This is a genomic window from Micromonospora sp. AMSO31t (genome assembly GCF_008868175.1).
Taxonomy (GTDB): Bacteria; Actinomycetota; Actinomycetes; order Mycobacteriales; family Micromonosporaceae; genus Micromonospora.
In genome coordinates this window covers 17,050-29,745 of the sequence record NZ_WBKT01000066.1, presented here as the reverse complement: position 1 = coordinate 29,745, position 12,696 = coordinate 17,050, and the positions used below count along the sequence as shown (strand labels likewise).

The 12,696-nt window shown below is 74.0% G+C and carries 13 protein-coding genes and 1 pseudogene; 7 read left to right on the top strand and 7 right to left on the bottom strand.

Annotated elements, in window-relative coordinates; translation table 11 throughout:
* From F8274_RS31980 to F8274_RS16625, 3 genes and pseudogenes are all read left to right on the top strand, one after another.
* Window positions 1–491, top strand: a pseudogene (locus F8274_RS31980) (hypothetical protein); the annotation flags it as partial.
* Between the two features lie 186 nt (window positions 492–677).
* Complete coding sequence (locus F8274_RS16630) at window positions 678–2,612, top strand: DEAD/DEAH box helicase (protein ID WP_151463303.1); 1,935 nt, start codon at window positions 678–680, stop codon at window positions 2,610–2,612.
* 120 nt (window positions 2,613–2,732) lie between these two features.
* Window positions 2,733–3,353: a putative glycolipid-binding domain-containing protein gene (locus tag F8274_RS16625; protein ID WP_151463306.1), complete on the top strand. Its 621-nt coding sequence runs from the start codon at window positions 2,733–2,735 to the stop codon at window positions 3,351–3,353.
* A gap of 4 nt (window positions 3,354–3,357) precedes the next feature.
* Here F8274_RS16625 and F8274_RS16620 read toward each other — a convergent pair whose 3' ends face one another.
* The 3 genes from F8274_RS16620 to F8274_RS16610 are packed head-to-tail and all read right to left on the bottom strand — an operon-like array spanning window position 3,358 to window position 5,807.
* Window positions 3,358–4,449 carry a PLP-dependent cysteine synthase family protein gene (locus tag F8274_RS16620; RefSeq protein WP_151463302.1) on the bottom strand — a complete coding sequence of 364 codons (1,092 nt, stop codon included), beginning with the start codon at window positions 4,447–4,449 and terminating at the stop codon, window positions 3,358–3,360.
* A gap of 10 nt (window positions 4,450–4,459) precedes the next feature.
* Complete coding sequence (locus F8274_RS16615; protein ID WP_151463301.1) at window positions 4,460–5,302, bottom strand: SDR family oxidoreductase; 843 nt, start codon at window positions 5,300–5,302, stop codon at window positions 4,460–4,462.
* Window positions 5,303–5,348: 46 nt separating this feature from the next.
* On the bottom strand, window positions 5,349–5,807 hold the full coding sequence (locus F8274_RS16610; protein ID WP_151463300.1) for an Lrp/AsnC family transcriptional regulator: 459 nt from the start codon (window positions 5,805–5,807) through the stop codon (window positions 5,349–5,351).
* Window positions 5,808–6,075: 268 nt separating this feature from the next.
* Between F8274_RS16610 and F8274_RS16605 the strand changes: the two genes are divergently transcribed.
* A complete protein-coding gene (locus tag F8274_RS16605; RefSeq protein ID WP_013473529.1) occupies window positions 6,076–6,342 on the top strand; it encodes a BldC family transcriptional regulator in 267 nt (88 codons plus the stop codon).
* 54 nt (window positions 6,343–6,396) lie between these two features.
* On the opposite strand, the gene F8274_RS16600 is transcribed toward F8274_RS16605, so the two are convergent.
* Window positions 6,397–7,041: a UbiX family flavin prenyltransferase gene (locus tag F8274_RS16600; protein ID WP_151463299.1), complete on the bottom strand. Its 645-nt coding sequence runs from the start codon at window positions 7,039–7,041 to the stop codon at window positions 6,397–6,399.
* Window positions 7,042–7,198: 157 nt separating this feature from the next.
* On the opposite strand from F8274_RS16600, the gene F8274_RS16595 reads away from it, so the two are divergent.
* Complete coding sequence (locus F8274_RS16595; RefSeq protein ID WP_151463298.1) at window positions 7,199–8,161, top strand: terpene synthase; 963 nt, start codon at window positions 7,199–7,201, stop codon at window positions 8,159–8,161.
* Between the two features lie 12 nt (window positions 8,162–8,173).
* Here the strand turns inward: F8274_RS16595 and mqnP are convergent, their stop codons facing one another.
* Both mqnP and F8274_RS16585 read right to left on the bottom strand, forming a co-directional pair.
* Window positions 8,174–9,088 (bottom strand): menaquinone biosynthesis prenyltransferase MqnP, encoded by a 915-nt coding sequence (gene mqnP, locus F8274_RS16590; RefSeq protein WP_151463297.1) that lies wholly within the window; start codon window positions 9,086–9,088, stop codon window positions 8,174–8,176.
* Window positions 9,088–10,548 carry a menaquinone biosynthesis decarboxylase gene (locus tag F8274_RS16585; protein ID WP_151463296.1) on the bottom strand — a complete coding sequence of 487 codons (1,461 nt, stop codon included), beginning with the start codon at window positions 10,546–10,548 and terminating at the stop codon, window positions 9,088–9,090. The genes mqnP and F8274_RS16585 overlap by 1 nt, the downstream gene beginning before the upstream one ends.
* A 154-nt stretch (window positions 10,549–10,702) precedes the next feature.
* On the opposite strand from F8274_RS16585, the gene F8274_RS16580 reads away from it, so the two are divergent.
* Entirely contained in the window at window positions 10,703–11,575 is an 873-nt protein-coding gene (locus F8274_RS16580) for an alpha/beta fold hydrolase (RefSeq protein ID WP_151463295.1), read from the top strand.
* A 9-nt stretch (window positions 11,576–11,584) separates the two neighbouring features.
* Here F8274_RS16580 and F8274_RS16575 read toward each other — a convergent pair whose 3' ends face one another.
* Window positions 11,585–12,145 (bottom strand): carboxymuconolactone decarboxylase family protein, encoded by a 561-nt coding sequence (locus F8274_RS16575; RefSeq protein ID WP_151463294.1) that lies wholly within the window; start codon window positions 12,143–12,145, stop codon window positions 11,585–11,587.
* Between the two features lie 64 nt (window positions 12,146–12,209).
* Between F8274_RS16575 and F8274_RS16570 the strand changes: the two genes are divergently transcribed.
* A complete protein-coding gene (locus F8274_RS16570) occupies window positions 12,210–12,680 on the top strand; it encodes a MarR family winged helix-turn-helix transcriptional regulator (protein ID WP_151463293.1) in 471 nt (156 codons plus the stop codon).
* The last annotated feature ends 16 nt before the right edge of the window (window positions 12,681–12,696 follow it).

Sequence of the window (12,696 nt, the reverse complement as noted above, 5' to 3'; positions counted from 1 at the left end):
CCGCCATGGCCGGCGTGCCGGGGTCGACGGCGTTCGCGGGCGCCGGACAGCCGGGCGGGCCCGCCGCGCCGTGGGCCGCCGGGCCGTCCGCCGCGCCGCCGCTGCCGACCGCGCCACCGGCGGTGCCGGCCCCGGCCCTGCCGACCTGGCCGCCGTCGACCAACCCCACCGGGCACGGGTCCGGGCCGGCCGGCCGCACCCCCGGGCCGACCGCCGCGCCGGGCGGCCCGGCCGGCAGCGTGTACGGCGGCGGCACCGAGGGGCCGGGCTTCGCCACGGTCTCCTTCCCGCAGGGCAACCCGCTGGAGAACTCCGGCTCACTCACCGGGCACATCCTGGCCCAGGGCTGGACCGAGGACGCCCCGGCGACCCGGTCGAGCAACACCAAGGTCGTGATCGTCCTGGCCGGCGCGCTGGCACTGCTGGTCGCGATCAGCCTGGTGGTGGTCTTCCTGGCCAACGACGCGCTGAGCGGGATCACCGGCGGGTGACCGGGGTGAGCCCGCCCACTACGCCCTCGCGGCGCGGTGGCAGGTTCGCCGCGCCGCCGTACACTTGTGGGGATCACTGACCTGGCGCGCCCGTTGCGCGCCCATGGGCGATCTTGCGGGCGAATCGGCGGCGTGACGAAGCCGCGGCGGCCATCGCGAAGATGCGCCCCGCTCGAAAGGCATTTCTTGACCACGTTCGCTGCCACCGGCACGTCCCCGTCCGCCGACCCCACCATCGACACCCCTGACTTCGCCGCCCTCGGCCTGCCCCGCCAGCTCGTCGAGGCGCTCGCCCGGCAGGGCATCACCGCCCCGTTCGAGATCCAGCGAGCCACCGTGCCGGACGCCCTCGCCGGGCGCGACGTGCTCGGCCGGGGCCAGACCGGCTCCGGCAAGACCCTCGCCTTCGGCCTGCCGGTGATCGCCCGCCTCGCGGAGCGGAACCGGGCCCGGCCGCTGCACCCGCGCGCCCTGGTCCTGGTGCCGACCCGCGAGCTGGCCATGCAGGTCAACGACGCGCTGGTGCCGCTCGGCAAGGCGGTCGGGATCTTCCTGAAGACCGCCGTCGGCGGTGTCCCGTACGACCGGCAGATCGATGCGCTGCGCCGCGGCGTGGAGATCGTCGTGGCCACCCCCGGCCGGCTCGGCGACCTGATCGAGCGGGGCGTCTGCAACCTCGACGACGTCGAGATCACCGTGCTGGACGAGGCCGACCAGATGGCCGACATGGGCTTCCTGCCCGAGGTCACCCAGCTGCTGGCGAAGACGCCGGCGGACGCCCAGCGGCTGCTCTTCTCGGCCACTCTGGACAACGACGTCGACAGCCTGGTCAAGCGGTTCATGACCGACCCGGTCACCCACTCGACCGCGCCGGCGACCGCAGCCGTGTCCACCATGGACCACCACCTGCTGCTCATCCCGCCGCACGACAAGTTCGCCGTGGCGGCGTCCATCGCGGCGCGCGAGGGTCGCACCATGCTCTTCGCGCGTACCCAGCTCGGCGTCGATCGGCTGGTCGAGCAGCTCACCGCGGTCGGGGTGCGGGCCGGCGGCCTGCACGGCGGCAAGACCCAGCGGATGCGCACCCGGACCCTGGCCGAGTTCCGCGAGGGGCGGATGAACGTGCTGGTCGCCACCGACGTGGCGGCCCGGGGCATCCACGTCGACGGCGTGACGCTGGTGCTGCACGTGGACCCGCCGAAGGACCCGAAGGACTACCTGCACCGGGCGGGTCGCACCGCGCGGGCCGGCGAGTCCGGCGCGGTGGCGACCCTGGTGCTGCCGAAGCAGCGCCGGACCACGCTCGCCATGCTGGAGAAGGCGGGCGTCGAGCCGGCCGAGTCCCGGGTGCGCGCCGGTGACGCGGCGCTGGCCGAGCTGACGGGTGCCCGCGAGCCCAGCGGCGTGCCGGTCCGCGAGGAGCCGGAGCCGCGCCGGGGTGGCCCGCGCCGCTTCGGCGACCGGGACGGGCGCGGCGAGCGCCGCTTCGGTGACCGGCCGACCGGCCGGAGCTTCGACCGGGGCGAGCGCCGCCACGACGACCGCCCGACCGGCGGCCGCGGCTACGACCGGCCCACCGGCGAGCGGCGCTTCGACCGCGAGGACCGGGGCTTCGGCGAGCGGCGTCAGGCCGACCGGGGCGGGTTCGACCGGGACGGGCGCGGTGACCGCCGCTTCGGCGACCGGGACGCGCGCGGCGACCGGCGGGACGACCGGCCCACCGGCGGGCGCGCCTACGGCGACCGGGACGGCTCGCGCGGCTACGGCGGCCGCCCCACCGGCGGCGGCTACGGGGACCGGGACGGCGCGCGCCGCTACGGCGACCGGCCCACCGGCGGCCGCGACCACCACGACCGGGACGGCTCGCGCGGCTTCAGCGACCGGCCCACCGGCGCACGGGGCTACGGCGACCGGGACGGCTCGCGCCGCTACGAGGACCGCCCGCAGGGCGAGCGGCGCTACGAGGACCGCCCGCAGGGTGAGCGGCGCTTCGGCGAGCGGGGCGAGTTCCGGCCGGCCGAGCGCCGGGGCGGCTTCCGGCCGGAGGCCCGGGGGCGGGAGGACCGGCCGCGCGACGACCGGCGTGGTTTCGGCGGCCGTCCGCCGGTCCGCACCCACTGACCCGGGGCCGCTCCCGCCACAACGACACGAACGCCGCCGTCGAGCCACCGCTCGGCGGCGGCGTTCACGCATCCGCTGCCGGTGTCCGCCCGGTCGCGTAACGTCCGGTTCATGCCGACCATGCCGAAGTCGCTGTTCTGGACCCGGACCGACACCGCCGGCTCGGAGCACGTGGTGCTCGACGACCGGCAGGGGCTGACCGCCCAGGGCGTGGCACTGGCCGTCGACCCGATCCCGTACACGTGCCGTTACCAGCTGATTGTGGGCGCGGACTGGTCGACCACCCGCCTGGAGGTCACCGCGGAGGGCGCGGGCTGGACGCGGAGCGTACGCCTGGAACGGGGCGGGGACGGGTGGCGGGTGCGCACCGGCGAGGAGGGTGACCTGGACGCGGCGTTGCGCGCGGCCGGGCATCCGCCGGCCGGGTTGCCGGGCACCGACGACCCGGACCGGCTGGCCGAGGCGCTCGACGTCGACCTGGGCGGCTCGCCGCTGACCAACACCCTGCCGGTCCGCCGGCTCAACCTGAGCCGGGGCCCCGCCGACCAGGCGCGGACCATCACCGCCGCCTGGGTGCTGCTGCCGGGCCTGGCGGTGCTCCCCGCCGAGCAGGTCTACACCTCGCTCGGCCCGGGCCGCGTCCGCTACGCCAGTGACTCCTTCACGGCCGACCTGGACGTGGACCAGGAGGGCTTCGTGGTGCGCTACCCGGGGCTGGCCGAGCGGATCGACCCGCGCTGACGCCTCAGGCCGGCCAGGCGCCGGTGGCCAGGAAGCGGTCGATGATGGCCAGGTGCGGGGCGAGGTCGAGGCCCTGCCCGGCCACCCACTCGTCGTCGTAGTAGGTGTGCGCGTAGCGGTCGCCGGGGTCGCAGATCAGGGTGACCACCGAGCCGGTCCGGCCGGCGGCGAGCAGCTCCGCGATCAGCGCGAAGGCACCCCAGAGGTTGGTGCCGGTGGAGCCGCCCACCCGGCGGCCGAGCACCGCCGAGCCGGCCCGCATGGCGGCCAGCGACGCGGCGTCCGGCACCTGCATCATCCGGTCCACCACGCTGGGCAGGAAGGACGCCTCGACGCAGGGCCGGCCGATCCCCTCGATCCGGGAGCCCTTGTCGGTGCGGACCGACCAGTCGCCGGCCTGCCACGCCGGGTAGAACGCGGAGTTCTCCGGGTCGACCACGCAGAGCTTGGTGGGCAGGCGGCGGTAGCGGGCGTACCGGCCGATGGTGGCGCTGGTGCCGCCGGTGCCGGCGCCCACCACGATCCAGGCCGGCACGGGGTGCCGTTCCAGGGCGAGCTGCGCGTAGATCGACTCGGCGATGTTGTTGTTGCCCCGCCAGTCGGTGGCCCGCTCGGCGTAGGTGAACTGGTCCATGTAGTGCCCGCCGGTGTCCTCGGCGAGCCAGCGCGCCTCGATGACCACCTTGGCCGGGTCCCGCACCAGGTGGCAGCGGCCGCCCTGGAACTCGATCTGGGCGATCTTCTCGGGCGAGGTGGAAGCGGGCATGACCGCGATGAACGGCACCCCGAGCATCCGCGCGAAGTACGCCTCGGAGACCGCCGTCGAGCCGGACGACGCCTCGACGATCGTGGTCTCCGGGCCGATCCAGCCGTTGCAGAGCCCGTACAGGAAGAGCGACCGGGCCAGCCGGTGCTTGAGCGAGCCGGTGGGGTGCACCGACTCGTCCTTGAGATAGAGGTCGATGCCCCACTCCCGGGGCAGCGGGAAGGGCAGGAGGTGGGTGTCGGCGGAACGGTTGGCGTCCGCCTCGACCGTGGCGATGGCCTCGGTCACCCAGCTCCGGCTGGCCTCGTCACACCGGTCGAGATGAGTCACGCCGGCAACGTTACAAGCGAGGCCCGCTCGCCTCGGGACGGACCCGGCGCGCCTGCCGGCGCTGGCCGGCCCGGCCGGCGGCCCGGACCACCGGGGTGAGGGCCAGGGCGAGCCGGGGGAAGGCGTCCAGGAGGCGCACCTGGGCGCCGCGCCAGCGCGGCAGGCTGACCACCGGCCGGGGCCGCCGGGCCAGCCGCGCGGCCCGCACGGCGACCCGCTCCGGAGTCAGCAGCGACCCCGTGAAGGACGCCAGGGCCCCCGGGTCGTCGAGCTTGTCGTGCAGCATCGGCGTCCAGATCCCGTCCGGGCAGAGGCACGACACGTGTACGCCCCGGACGCCGGCCATCCGCAGGTCGGCGAGGGTGCCGAGGCTGAACGCCAGCAGGGCGTGCTTGCTGGCCGCGTAGACGGTCTCGCCGGGGGCGGCGACCAGCCCGGCCAGCGAGACGACGTTGAGCACGTGGCCGTGGCCCTGCGCCCGCATCACGGTCAGGGCCGCGTGGGTGCCGTTCATGGCGCCCAGCGCGTTCACCTCGACGAGCCGGCGCCGGGTCGCCGCGTCGTGCGTCCAGGACGGCCCGGTGGCCAGGATGCCGGCGTTGTTGACCCAGAGCGCGAGCCCGCCCGGCGTCCCGGCCGCCTCGGCGGCCACCGTCGCGCAGGCCGCCTCGTCGCGGACGTCGAGCGGGCGGGACCAGCCACCGAGCGGTGCCGACGCCGTGGCCACAGCGTCGGCGTCCACGTCGGTGAGCAGCACCGACCAGCCGTCGGCGTGCAGTGCGGCGGCGATCGCCCGGCCGAGGCCGCCGGCCGCCCCGGTCACCACGGCGGCGCCCCGCCCCGGAGTCGTCATCGGCGCACGGTAACGCCCCGGGCCCGCCAGGACCAGAGCGGAGCGGTCAGGAGGCGGCGGATTCGAGGGGCTGGGGCCGGTTCTCCCACTTGGTCGACAGGGCGATGCCGGTGCGGGTGGAGGCCACCCCGGCGGTCCGGTTCAGCCGGACGATCAGCTGCTCCAGCTCGGCGATGGTGCCCACCCGGGCCTTCAGCAGGAAGGATTCGACGCCCGCCATGAAGTAGCAGGACTCGATCTCCGGCATCTGCCGGAACGCCTCCAGCACGTCGTCGGTGTCCGCGGTCGAGTCCTCCACGATGCCGATCAGCGCCGTGACGCCGAGCCCGATGGCCTCCGGCTCCACCTCGGCCCGGTACGCGCGGATGACGCCGCCCGACTCGAGCTTGCCGACCCGCTCGTGCACCGCCGGGGCGGAGAGGCCGACCTGGCGGGCCAGCTCGGCGTACGACAGGCGGGCGTTGCCCCGCAACAGCTCCACGAGGCTCAGGTCGATCGTGTCCACGGAGAGTGACCCTATCCTTTCGGGCGTAACGCCCGACACGGGGCATCAGTTGAACATGACGTCACGTTGCCGTTCACAAACGTGCAGTCACGGGGGTTCTACACCGGTAGCATTTACTAACTTCTCACTGTGTGCGTTTTTCGCGTTTGGCGGACACGCCAGGTCGCTGGTGCTGTAATTGCCATACGTCCCTCATGACGGCTCTGGGCTCGCACCGGCCGGGGGCAGTGTGTTCAGCCGGGGGCTTCGTCGACGCGAGGAGGGGGCTGTGGACACTGGAGATCGCCTGCTGACACCGGGTGAGGTCGCCGCGCTGTTTCGGGTTGACCCGAAGACCGTCACCAGATGGGCAGCGGCCGGCCGGATCGGCAGCATCCGGACTCCAGGCGGGCATCGCCGGTTTCGGGAATCCGAGGTGCGGGCCCTGCTTGAGGGGGAGGGCATGCTGGACGAGGCGGAGGACATGGGCAAGGCACGCAACATGGGCCCGACCGCCTCGACCGGCCCGGGGCCGGCGAACGCCGGAATGTACTGAGGCGACACCGATCGGGACGCGGTCCGGCTCGGTCCGCGTCCCGATCCGCCGCCGTCAGGCCGGGTCCGGGTCCCGGCGGGCGGCGGCCAGCTCACCGGACCAGCGGCGGAACAGCGTGTGCGGCACGCCGAGCGCGTCCAGCACCTTCCCGGCCACGAAGTCGACCAGTTGCGCGGCGGACGCCGCCGCCCCGGCGCCGTAGAAGCCGGGGCTCGCCGGGAGCACCACCGCGCCGGCGTCGTGCAGCGCGATGAGGTGTTCCAGATGGCTGCGGGTCACCGGGGTCTCCCGGGGGACCACCACCACGGGCCGCCGCTCCTTGAGGTTCACCTCGGCCGCGCGCTGCAACAGATCCTTGGAGAGCCCGATGGCGATGCCGGCGCAGGCCGCCGTGCTGGCCGGGACGACGGCCATGCCGCGGACCCGGTAGGAGCCGCTGCTCGGGCCGGCGGCCAGGTCACCGGCCGGCCAGTGCCGCAGGTCCGCGCCGGTGAGGTCGCGGCCCAGCCAGGCGGCCAGGTCCTCGGCCCAGTGCCCGTCCCGGAACGCCCGGCCGGTCTCGTCGAGGATGGTCAGCCGAGCGGCCCGGGAGACGATCAGGTCCACCGCCTGGCCGGCGTCGAGCAGGCCGCGGACGACCGCGGCCGCGTACGGCGTGCCGGAGGCGCCGGAGACGCCGACCACCCATGGTTCGCGCATGCCGTCCAGACTGCCTGGTCGACCCGGGCGGCGGGCGGCCACCCCGGCGGTGTGTCCCGCTTGTCCGCGACCAGCGGCGTTGTCCACCGGGTCGGCGGGCGTGCCGGGAACGTGGGATTCTTCCGTCGGGTATCCACGTGTATGGAAGGAACCGGTGATGACGGCGGCGGTGCTGCGGGCGTTGCGGTCCGAGTGTCCGATCCCGCCCCGGCTCTCCCCGCACGCCGACGCGGCGCAGGAATGGCTCGTCGACCAGCTCGACCGGCTCGGCCTGCCGCTGGACCCGGCCATGCGGGAGCGGCTGGCGCGGGCCGGTTTCGCCCGCTACGCCGGCCGTCTCTACCCGGACGCCACCGAGCCCGACCTGCGGGCACTGGCCGCCCTGTTCACCTGGTTCTTCCTAGTGGACGACGCCTGCGAGGGGCCGGGCCGGCTCGCCCCGGCGCAGATCCGGGCGCTGCGCAACGGCGCGCTGGCCCTGCTCCGCGAGGGGCCCCGGGTCCGCCATCCCGGATTCTCCGGTCCGCTGCGCCGGCTGCTCGTGCAGGCGTGGCGGGAGCCCCGGCGCCGGATGCCGGCCCGCTGGCGCCTGCGCTTCGCCGACGCCGTGGCCGACCACCTCGACGGGGCCTGGCGGGAGGCGGTCGCCACGGTCGCCGGGCGGCAACCGGGCGTCGCCGAGTACGTGCAGCTGCGCCGGGCCACCTCGGCGGCGTACGTGTCGTACCCCCTGATCGAGTTCGCCGCCGGTCGGCCGCTCCCCGACGCGGTCTACCACCATCCCGCGCTGCGCCAGCTCGCCGACCTCGCCAACGACCTGCTGTCCTGGTACAACGACCTGGCCTCGCTGGAGCGGGACCGGGCCGGCGCCGGGGGTCACAACCTGGTGCTCGCGGTGGCCGCCGAGCGGGGCGTGCCGGTGCCGGCCGCGGTGGACCTGGTCGCCGCGCGCTGGCGCGCGGAGATGGCCCGCTTCATGGCGCTGCGCGCCGCGGCGCCGTCGTTCGGGCCGGCGCTGGACGAGGCGGTCACCGCCCACCTCGACGGGCTGGCCAACGCGGTCCGCGGCACGGTCGACTGGACGCTGGAGAGCGCGCGCTATCCCGCCGCGACCGGCTGAGCCGGCCGCCGCTCAGGCGCGCAGGCCGAGGCGGACCACCAGGTCCAGCAGCGCGAAGACGAACAGCGCGATGCCGACGAAGCCGTTGGCCGTGAAGAACGCCCGGTTGACCTTGCTGAGGTCGGTCGGGCTGACCACGAGGTGCTGGTAGCCGAAGGCGACCGCGGTGAACGCCAGCCCGATCCACCAGAGCCAGCCGAAGCCGACCAGCGCGCCGAACCAGATGAACAGCGCGAAGGTCACCACGTGCGCGACGGTGGAGGCGTGCAGCGCGAAGCGCCGGCCGTAGCGGGCCGGGACGCTGTGTACCCCGATCTCCCGGTCGATCTCGGAGTCCTGGCACGCGTAGATCAGGTCGAAGCCGCCGATCCAGAGGCCGACGGCCGCGCCGAGCAGCCAGGCCGGCCAGGAGCCGTCGAGGGTGCCGGTGACGGCGAGCCAGGCGCCGACCGGGCCGACCGCCTGGGCGATCGCCAGGATGGCGTGCGGCCAGTTGGTGAACCGCTTGCCGTAGGGGTAGACGACCAGCGGCACCACGGCGAGCGGGGCGAGCGCCAGGCAGAGCGGGTTGAGCAGGGCGGCGGCGGCCAGGAAGACCACCAGCGCGACGGCCGCGCCGGTCCAGGCCGTCCGCACGCTCACCGCCCCGGTCACCAGTTCCCGGTTGGCGGTACGCGGGTTCCGCGCGTCGATCCGCCGGTCGAGAATCCGGTTGGCGGCCATGGCGAACGTCCGCGCGCCGACCATCGCCACGGTGATCAGCAGCAGGTCGAGCCAGCGCACCCGGCCGCCGTCGACCTGCATGGCGGTCAGCGCCGACAGGTACGCGAACGGCAGCGCGAAGACCGAGTGTTCGATCGCGACCAGCTTGAGGAAGGACTTGACGCGGCCCGGACGCTCCACGGGGACCTCGGCGACGGTGGCCATCAGATGCCGTACTCCTTCCAGCGCTTGTCGACCAGCGAGACCACCTCGGGCGACATGGTCATCTCCTCGGGCCAACCCCGGGTGTAGCCCTCGGTGGGCAGCTTTCGGGTCGCGTCGAGGCCCGCCTTGCCGCCCCAGAACTGCTGGTACGAGGCGTGGTCCAGGTGGTCCACCGGACCTTCGGTGACCAGCAGGTCCCGGGCGTAGTCGACGTTGCCGAAGGCGCGGAACGCGACCTCGTTGTAGTCGTGCACGTCGCAGTCCTCGTCGACGATCACGATGAGCTTGGTCAGCGACATGAGGTGCGCGCCCCAGATCGCGTTCATCACCTTCTGCGCGTGCTTCGGGTAGCGCTTGCGGATGGAGACGATCGCGCAGTTGTGGAAGACACCGGCGGCCGGCAGGTCGTAGTCGACGATGTCCGGGATCATCAGCTTGAGCAGCGGCAGGAAGATCCGCTCGGTGGCCTTGCCGAGGCCGTGGTCCTCCTGCGGCGGCTTCGAGGTGATGATCGAGTGGTAGACCGGGTCGCGCTGCATGGTCATCGTCTCGACGTGCAGCACCGGGAACGGCTCGATCGGGGTGTAGAAGCCGGTGTGGTCGCCGAAGGGCCCCTCGGGCAGCCGCTCGCCGGGCTCCAGGTAGCCCTCCAGCACGATCTGCGCGTTCGCCGGCACCTGCAGCGGCACGGTCAGGCAGTCGACCATCTCGACCCGCTCGCCGCGCAGGAAACCGGCGAACAGGTACTCGTCGATGTCGCTGGGCAGCGGCGCGGTGGCGGCGTACGAGACGACCGGGTCGCAGCCGATGGCGATGGCCACCGGGAGCCGCTGGCCGAGCCGCTCGGCGACCGCGTGGTGGGCGGTGGAGTCCTTGTGGATCTGCCAGTGCATGCCGAGGGTGTTGCGGCTGTGCTGCTGGAGCCGGTAGAGGCCGAGGTTGCGCTTGCCGGTCTCCGGGTGCTTGGTGTGGGTCAGCCCGAAGTTGTGGAAGATCCCGCCGTCGCCGGGCCAGACCTGGAGGCCGGGCAGCCGGTTCAGGTCGACGTCGTCACCGCGGTAGACCACCTGCTGGCAGGGAGCGGTCTTGACCTTGCGCGGCGGCAGCGACTTGAGCTGCATGACCTTGCCCAGGCCCTCGCGGATGCCGGACCAGCCGACGGGCAGCTCCGGCTTGATCATCGCGCCGATCCGCTCGCCGATCTCGTCCAGCGTGTCGACGCCGAGCGCCATGGCCATCCGCTTCTCGGTGCCGAACAGGTTGATCGCCACCGGCATCTCGCCCCGGGTGGGCCGCTCGAAGAGCAGCGCCGGGCCGCCGTCGCGGACGGTCCGGGTGACCACCTCGCTGATCTCCAGCGCGGGGTCGACCGGGACGCTCACCCGCCGCAGCTCGCCCGCGGCCTCCAGCGCCGCGAGGAAGTCCTTGAGATCGGTGTACGGGAAGCCACGAGCCGCCATGCCCGCCAGTCTCCCGCACCGGTGTTCTCAGCGTCCAAGCCGGGTGGTGTGAGCTGAGCCGGAGCGTCGGGCGAGCGCACCCGGCGTGGTCGCCTGGCCTGGCATGGCTCCCCACTCACCGGGTAGTCGAGCCGCCGGACGAGAGGGGGCGTCGATGGGCGAGGGACGGGTCCCGGCAGGGTTCACCGAGCAGCGGACCCGGGTCGGTGACGTCGCGATCAACCACATCCGCGGGGGCAGCGGGCCCACCCTGGTGCTGCTCCACGGCTACCCGCAGTGCTGGCGGATGTGGCGGCACCTGCTGCCGGTACTGGCCGAGTCGTTCGAGGTGGTCGCGCCCGACCTGCGCGGCTTCGGCGACAGCGACGCCCCGACCGACGGCTACGACAAGAAGACGGTCGCGGCCGACCTGCACGGGCTGCTGACCGCGCTCGGCCTGGTCGAGGACATCCGCCTGGTCGGTCACGACCTCGGCACGATGGTCGCCTACGCCTACGCTGCCGCCCATCCCGACCGGGTGTCCCGGCTGGCGCTCACCGAGGCGCCGATTCCCGACGAGAGCATCTACGCGATTCCGGCCCTCACCGCCGCCGGCCCGGCCGTGTGGAACTTCGGTTTCTTCAATCTGACCAACGGCCTGCCGGAGCAACTCGTCACCGGTCGGGAACCGCTCTGGGTGGATCGGTTCACCGACTCGATCATGGTCAACAAGGGCAGCATCGGCCCAGAGGAGGCGGCGGAGTACGCCCGGCACCTGCGGGACCCGGCCCACCTCTGGGCGAGCTTCGCCTACTTCCGGGCGTTCGGGCAGGACATTGCGGACAACGCCGCGTACCGGGCGACGAAGCTGCCGATGCCGGTCCTCGCCGTCGGCGCCCGGGCCAGCCTCGGTGAGCAAGTGGCCGAGCAGGTCCGCCGGTACGCCGACAGGGTCACCGGCGAGGTGGTGGAGGAGTGTGGCCACTGGCTCTTCGAGGAGCGGCCGGCCGAGCTGGCGGACCTGCTGCTGCCGTTCCTGCGGAACTGAGGCCGCCGGTCAGGCGGCCGGCTCCCAGGCGTAGTCGGCGAGCGGCGGGTCGAGCGGGGCGCCGGTGAGGCGGTTGGCGAAGGTCGAGATCGTGTACGTCCCGACGCCGAGCACCACGTCCAGCGCGTGCCGGGGCTGCCATCCGGCGGCGAGGAAGGCGTCCAGCTCGTCGTCGGGTACGGCGCCCCGGTGGTCGAGCACGGCAACGGTGAACCGGCGCAGCGCGTCCAGCCGCGGGTCGGGCAGGACGGCGCCGGCCCGGAGCGCCTCGATCAGCCCGGGCGCCGCGCCGTGCCGGGTGAGCGTCGCGGTGTGCATGGCCACGCAGAGGTGGCACTCGTTGCGGGTGGCCACGGTCAGCACGACCACCTCGCGGGCGACCGGGTCGAGGTCGGTGGACTCGAAGACGGCGTTGGCGGTGAGGAAGCCCCGGAGCAGCTCGGGCGACTCGGCCATGAGGGCCACCGCGGCGGGCAGGTGGCCGAGCTTGCGGTGGACGTCGTGCATGGTGCGGCGGGCGGCGGCGGGTGCGGTGTCGGGGGTGTGGGCGGTGAAGACGGGCCGGGACATGACGGGTACCCCTCGCGTAAGATAGTCAACGTGGTTGACGAAATAGTAAACGAGGTTGTCGAACATGGCAACGCCTGACCGCCCGGGCTTCGCGCTCCCGCTGCTCCTGCTCGCCGGCTTCCGCACGCTCATCGACGACCTGCACGCCGAACTGGCCCGGCAGGGGCACCCCGACCTGCGCCCGGCCCACGGCTTCGTGCTCCAGGCCGTCGGCCCCGCCGGCACCACCGCCTCCGACCTCGGGCAGCGCCTCGGGGTCTCGAAACAGGCGGCCGGCAAGACCGTCGACCGCCTGGTCGCGCTCGGCTACCTCGAACGCGCCGACGACCCGGCCGACGCCCGCCGCAAGCTCGTCCGGATGACGGCGAAGGGCCACGACGGGCTGCGCCGCTCGGCGGTCGTCTTCGACGACCTGCGGGACCGCTGGGCGGCAACCCTCGGCGCCGAGCGGGTCGCGGCGATCGAGGACGACCTGCGCCGCGTGGTCCCGGCCGACGTCTTCCGCCTCGACGTCCCCGGCTGGTTCGGCGGGTGACAAGCATCGTCGCGCC

What these genes read in the sequence shown, in the direction of transcription:
- F8274_RS16585 (WP_151463296.1), bottom strand. Translation starts at nt 10,548, where the DNA reads ATGGCGGCTCGTGGCTTCCCGTACACCGATCTCAAGGACTTCCTCGCG.
- F8274_RS16600 (WP_151463299.1), bottom strand. Translation starts at nt 7,041, where the DNA reads ATGCGCGAACCATGGGTGGTCGGCGTCTCCGGCGCCTCCGGCACGCCG.
- F8274_RS16570 (WP_151463293.1), top strand. Translation starts at nt 12,210, where the DNA reads ATGGCAACGCCTGACCGCCCGGGCTTCGCGCTCCCGCTGCTCCTGCTC.
- F8274_RS16625 (WP_151463306.1), top strand. Translation starts at nt 2,733, where the DNA reads ATGCCGAAGTCGCTGTTCTGGACCCGGACCGACACCGCCGGCTCGGAG.
- F8274_RS16615 (WP_151463301.1), bottom strand. Translation starts at nt 5,302, where the DNA reads ATGACGACTCCGGGGCGGGGCGCCGCCGTGGTGACCGGGGCGGCCGGC.
- F8274_RS16595 (WP_151463298.1), top strand. Translation starts at nt 7,199, where the DNA reads ATGACGGCGGCGGTGCTGCGGGCGTTGCGGTCCGAGTGTCCGATCCCG.
- F8274_RS16580 (WP_151463295.1), top strand. Translation starts at nt 10,703, where the DNA reads ATGGGCGAGGGACGGGTCCCGGCAGGGTTCACCGAGCAGCGGACCCGG.
- mqnP (WP_151463297.1), bottom strand. Translation starts at nt 9,088, where the DNA reads ATGGCCACCGTCGCCGAGGTCCCCGTGGAGCGTCCGGGCCGCGTCAAG.
- F8274_RS16575 (WP_151463294.1), bottom strand. Translation starts at nt 12,145, where the DNA reads ATGTCCCGGCCCGTCTTCACCGCCCACACCCCCGACACCGCACCCGCC.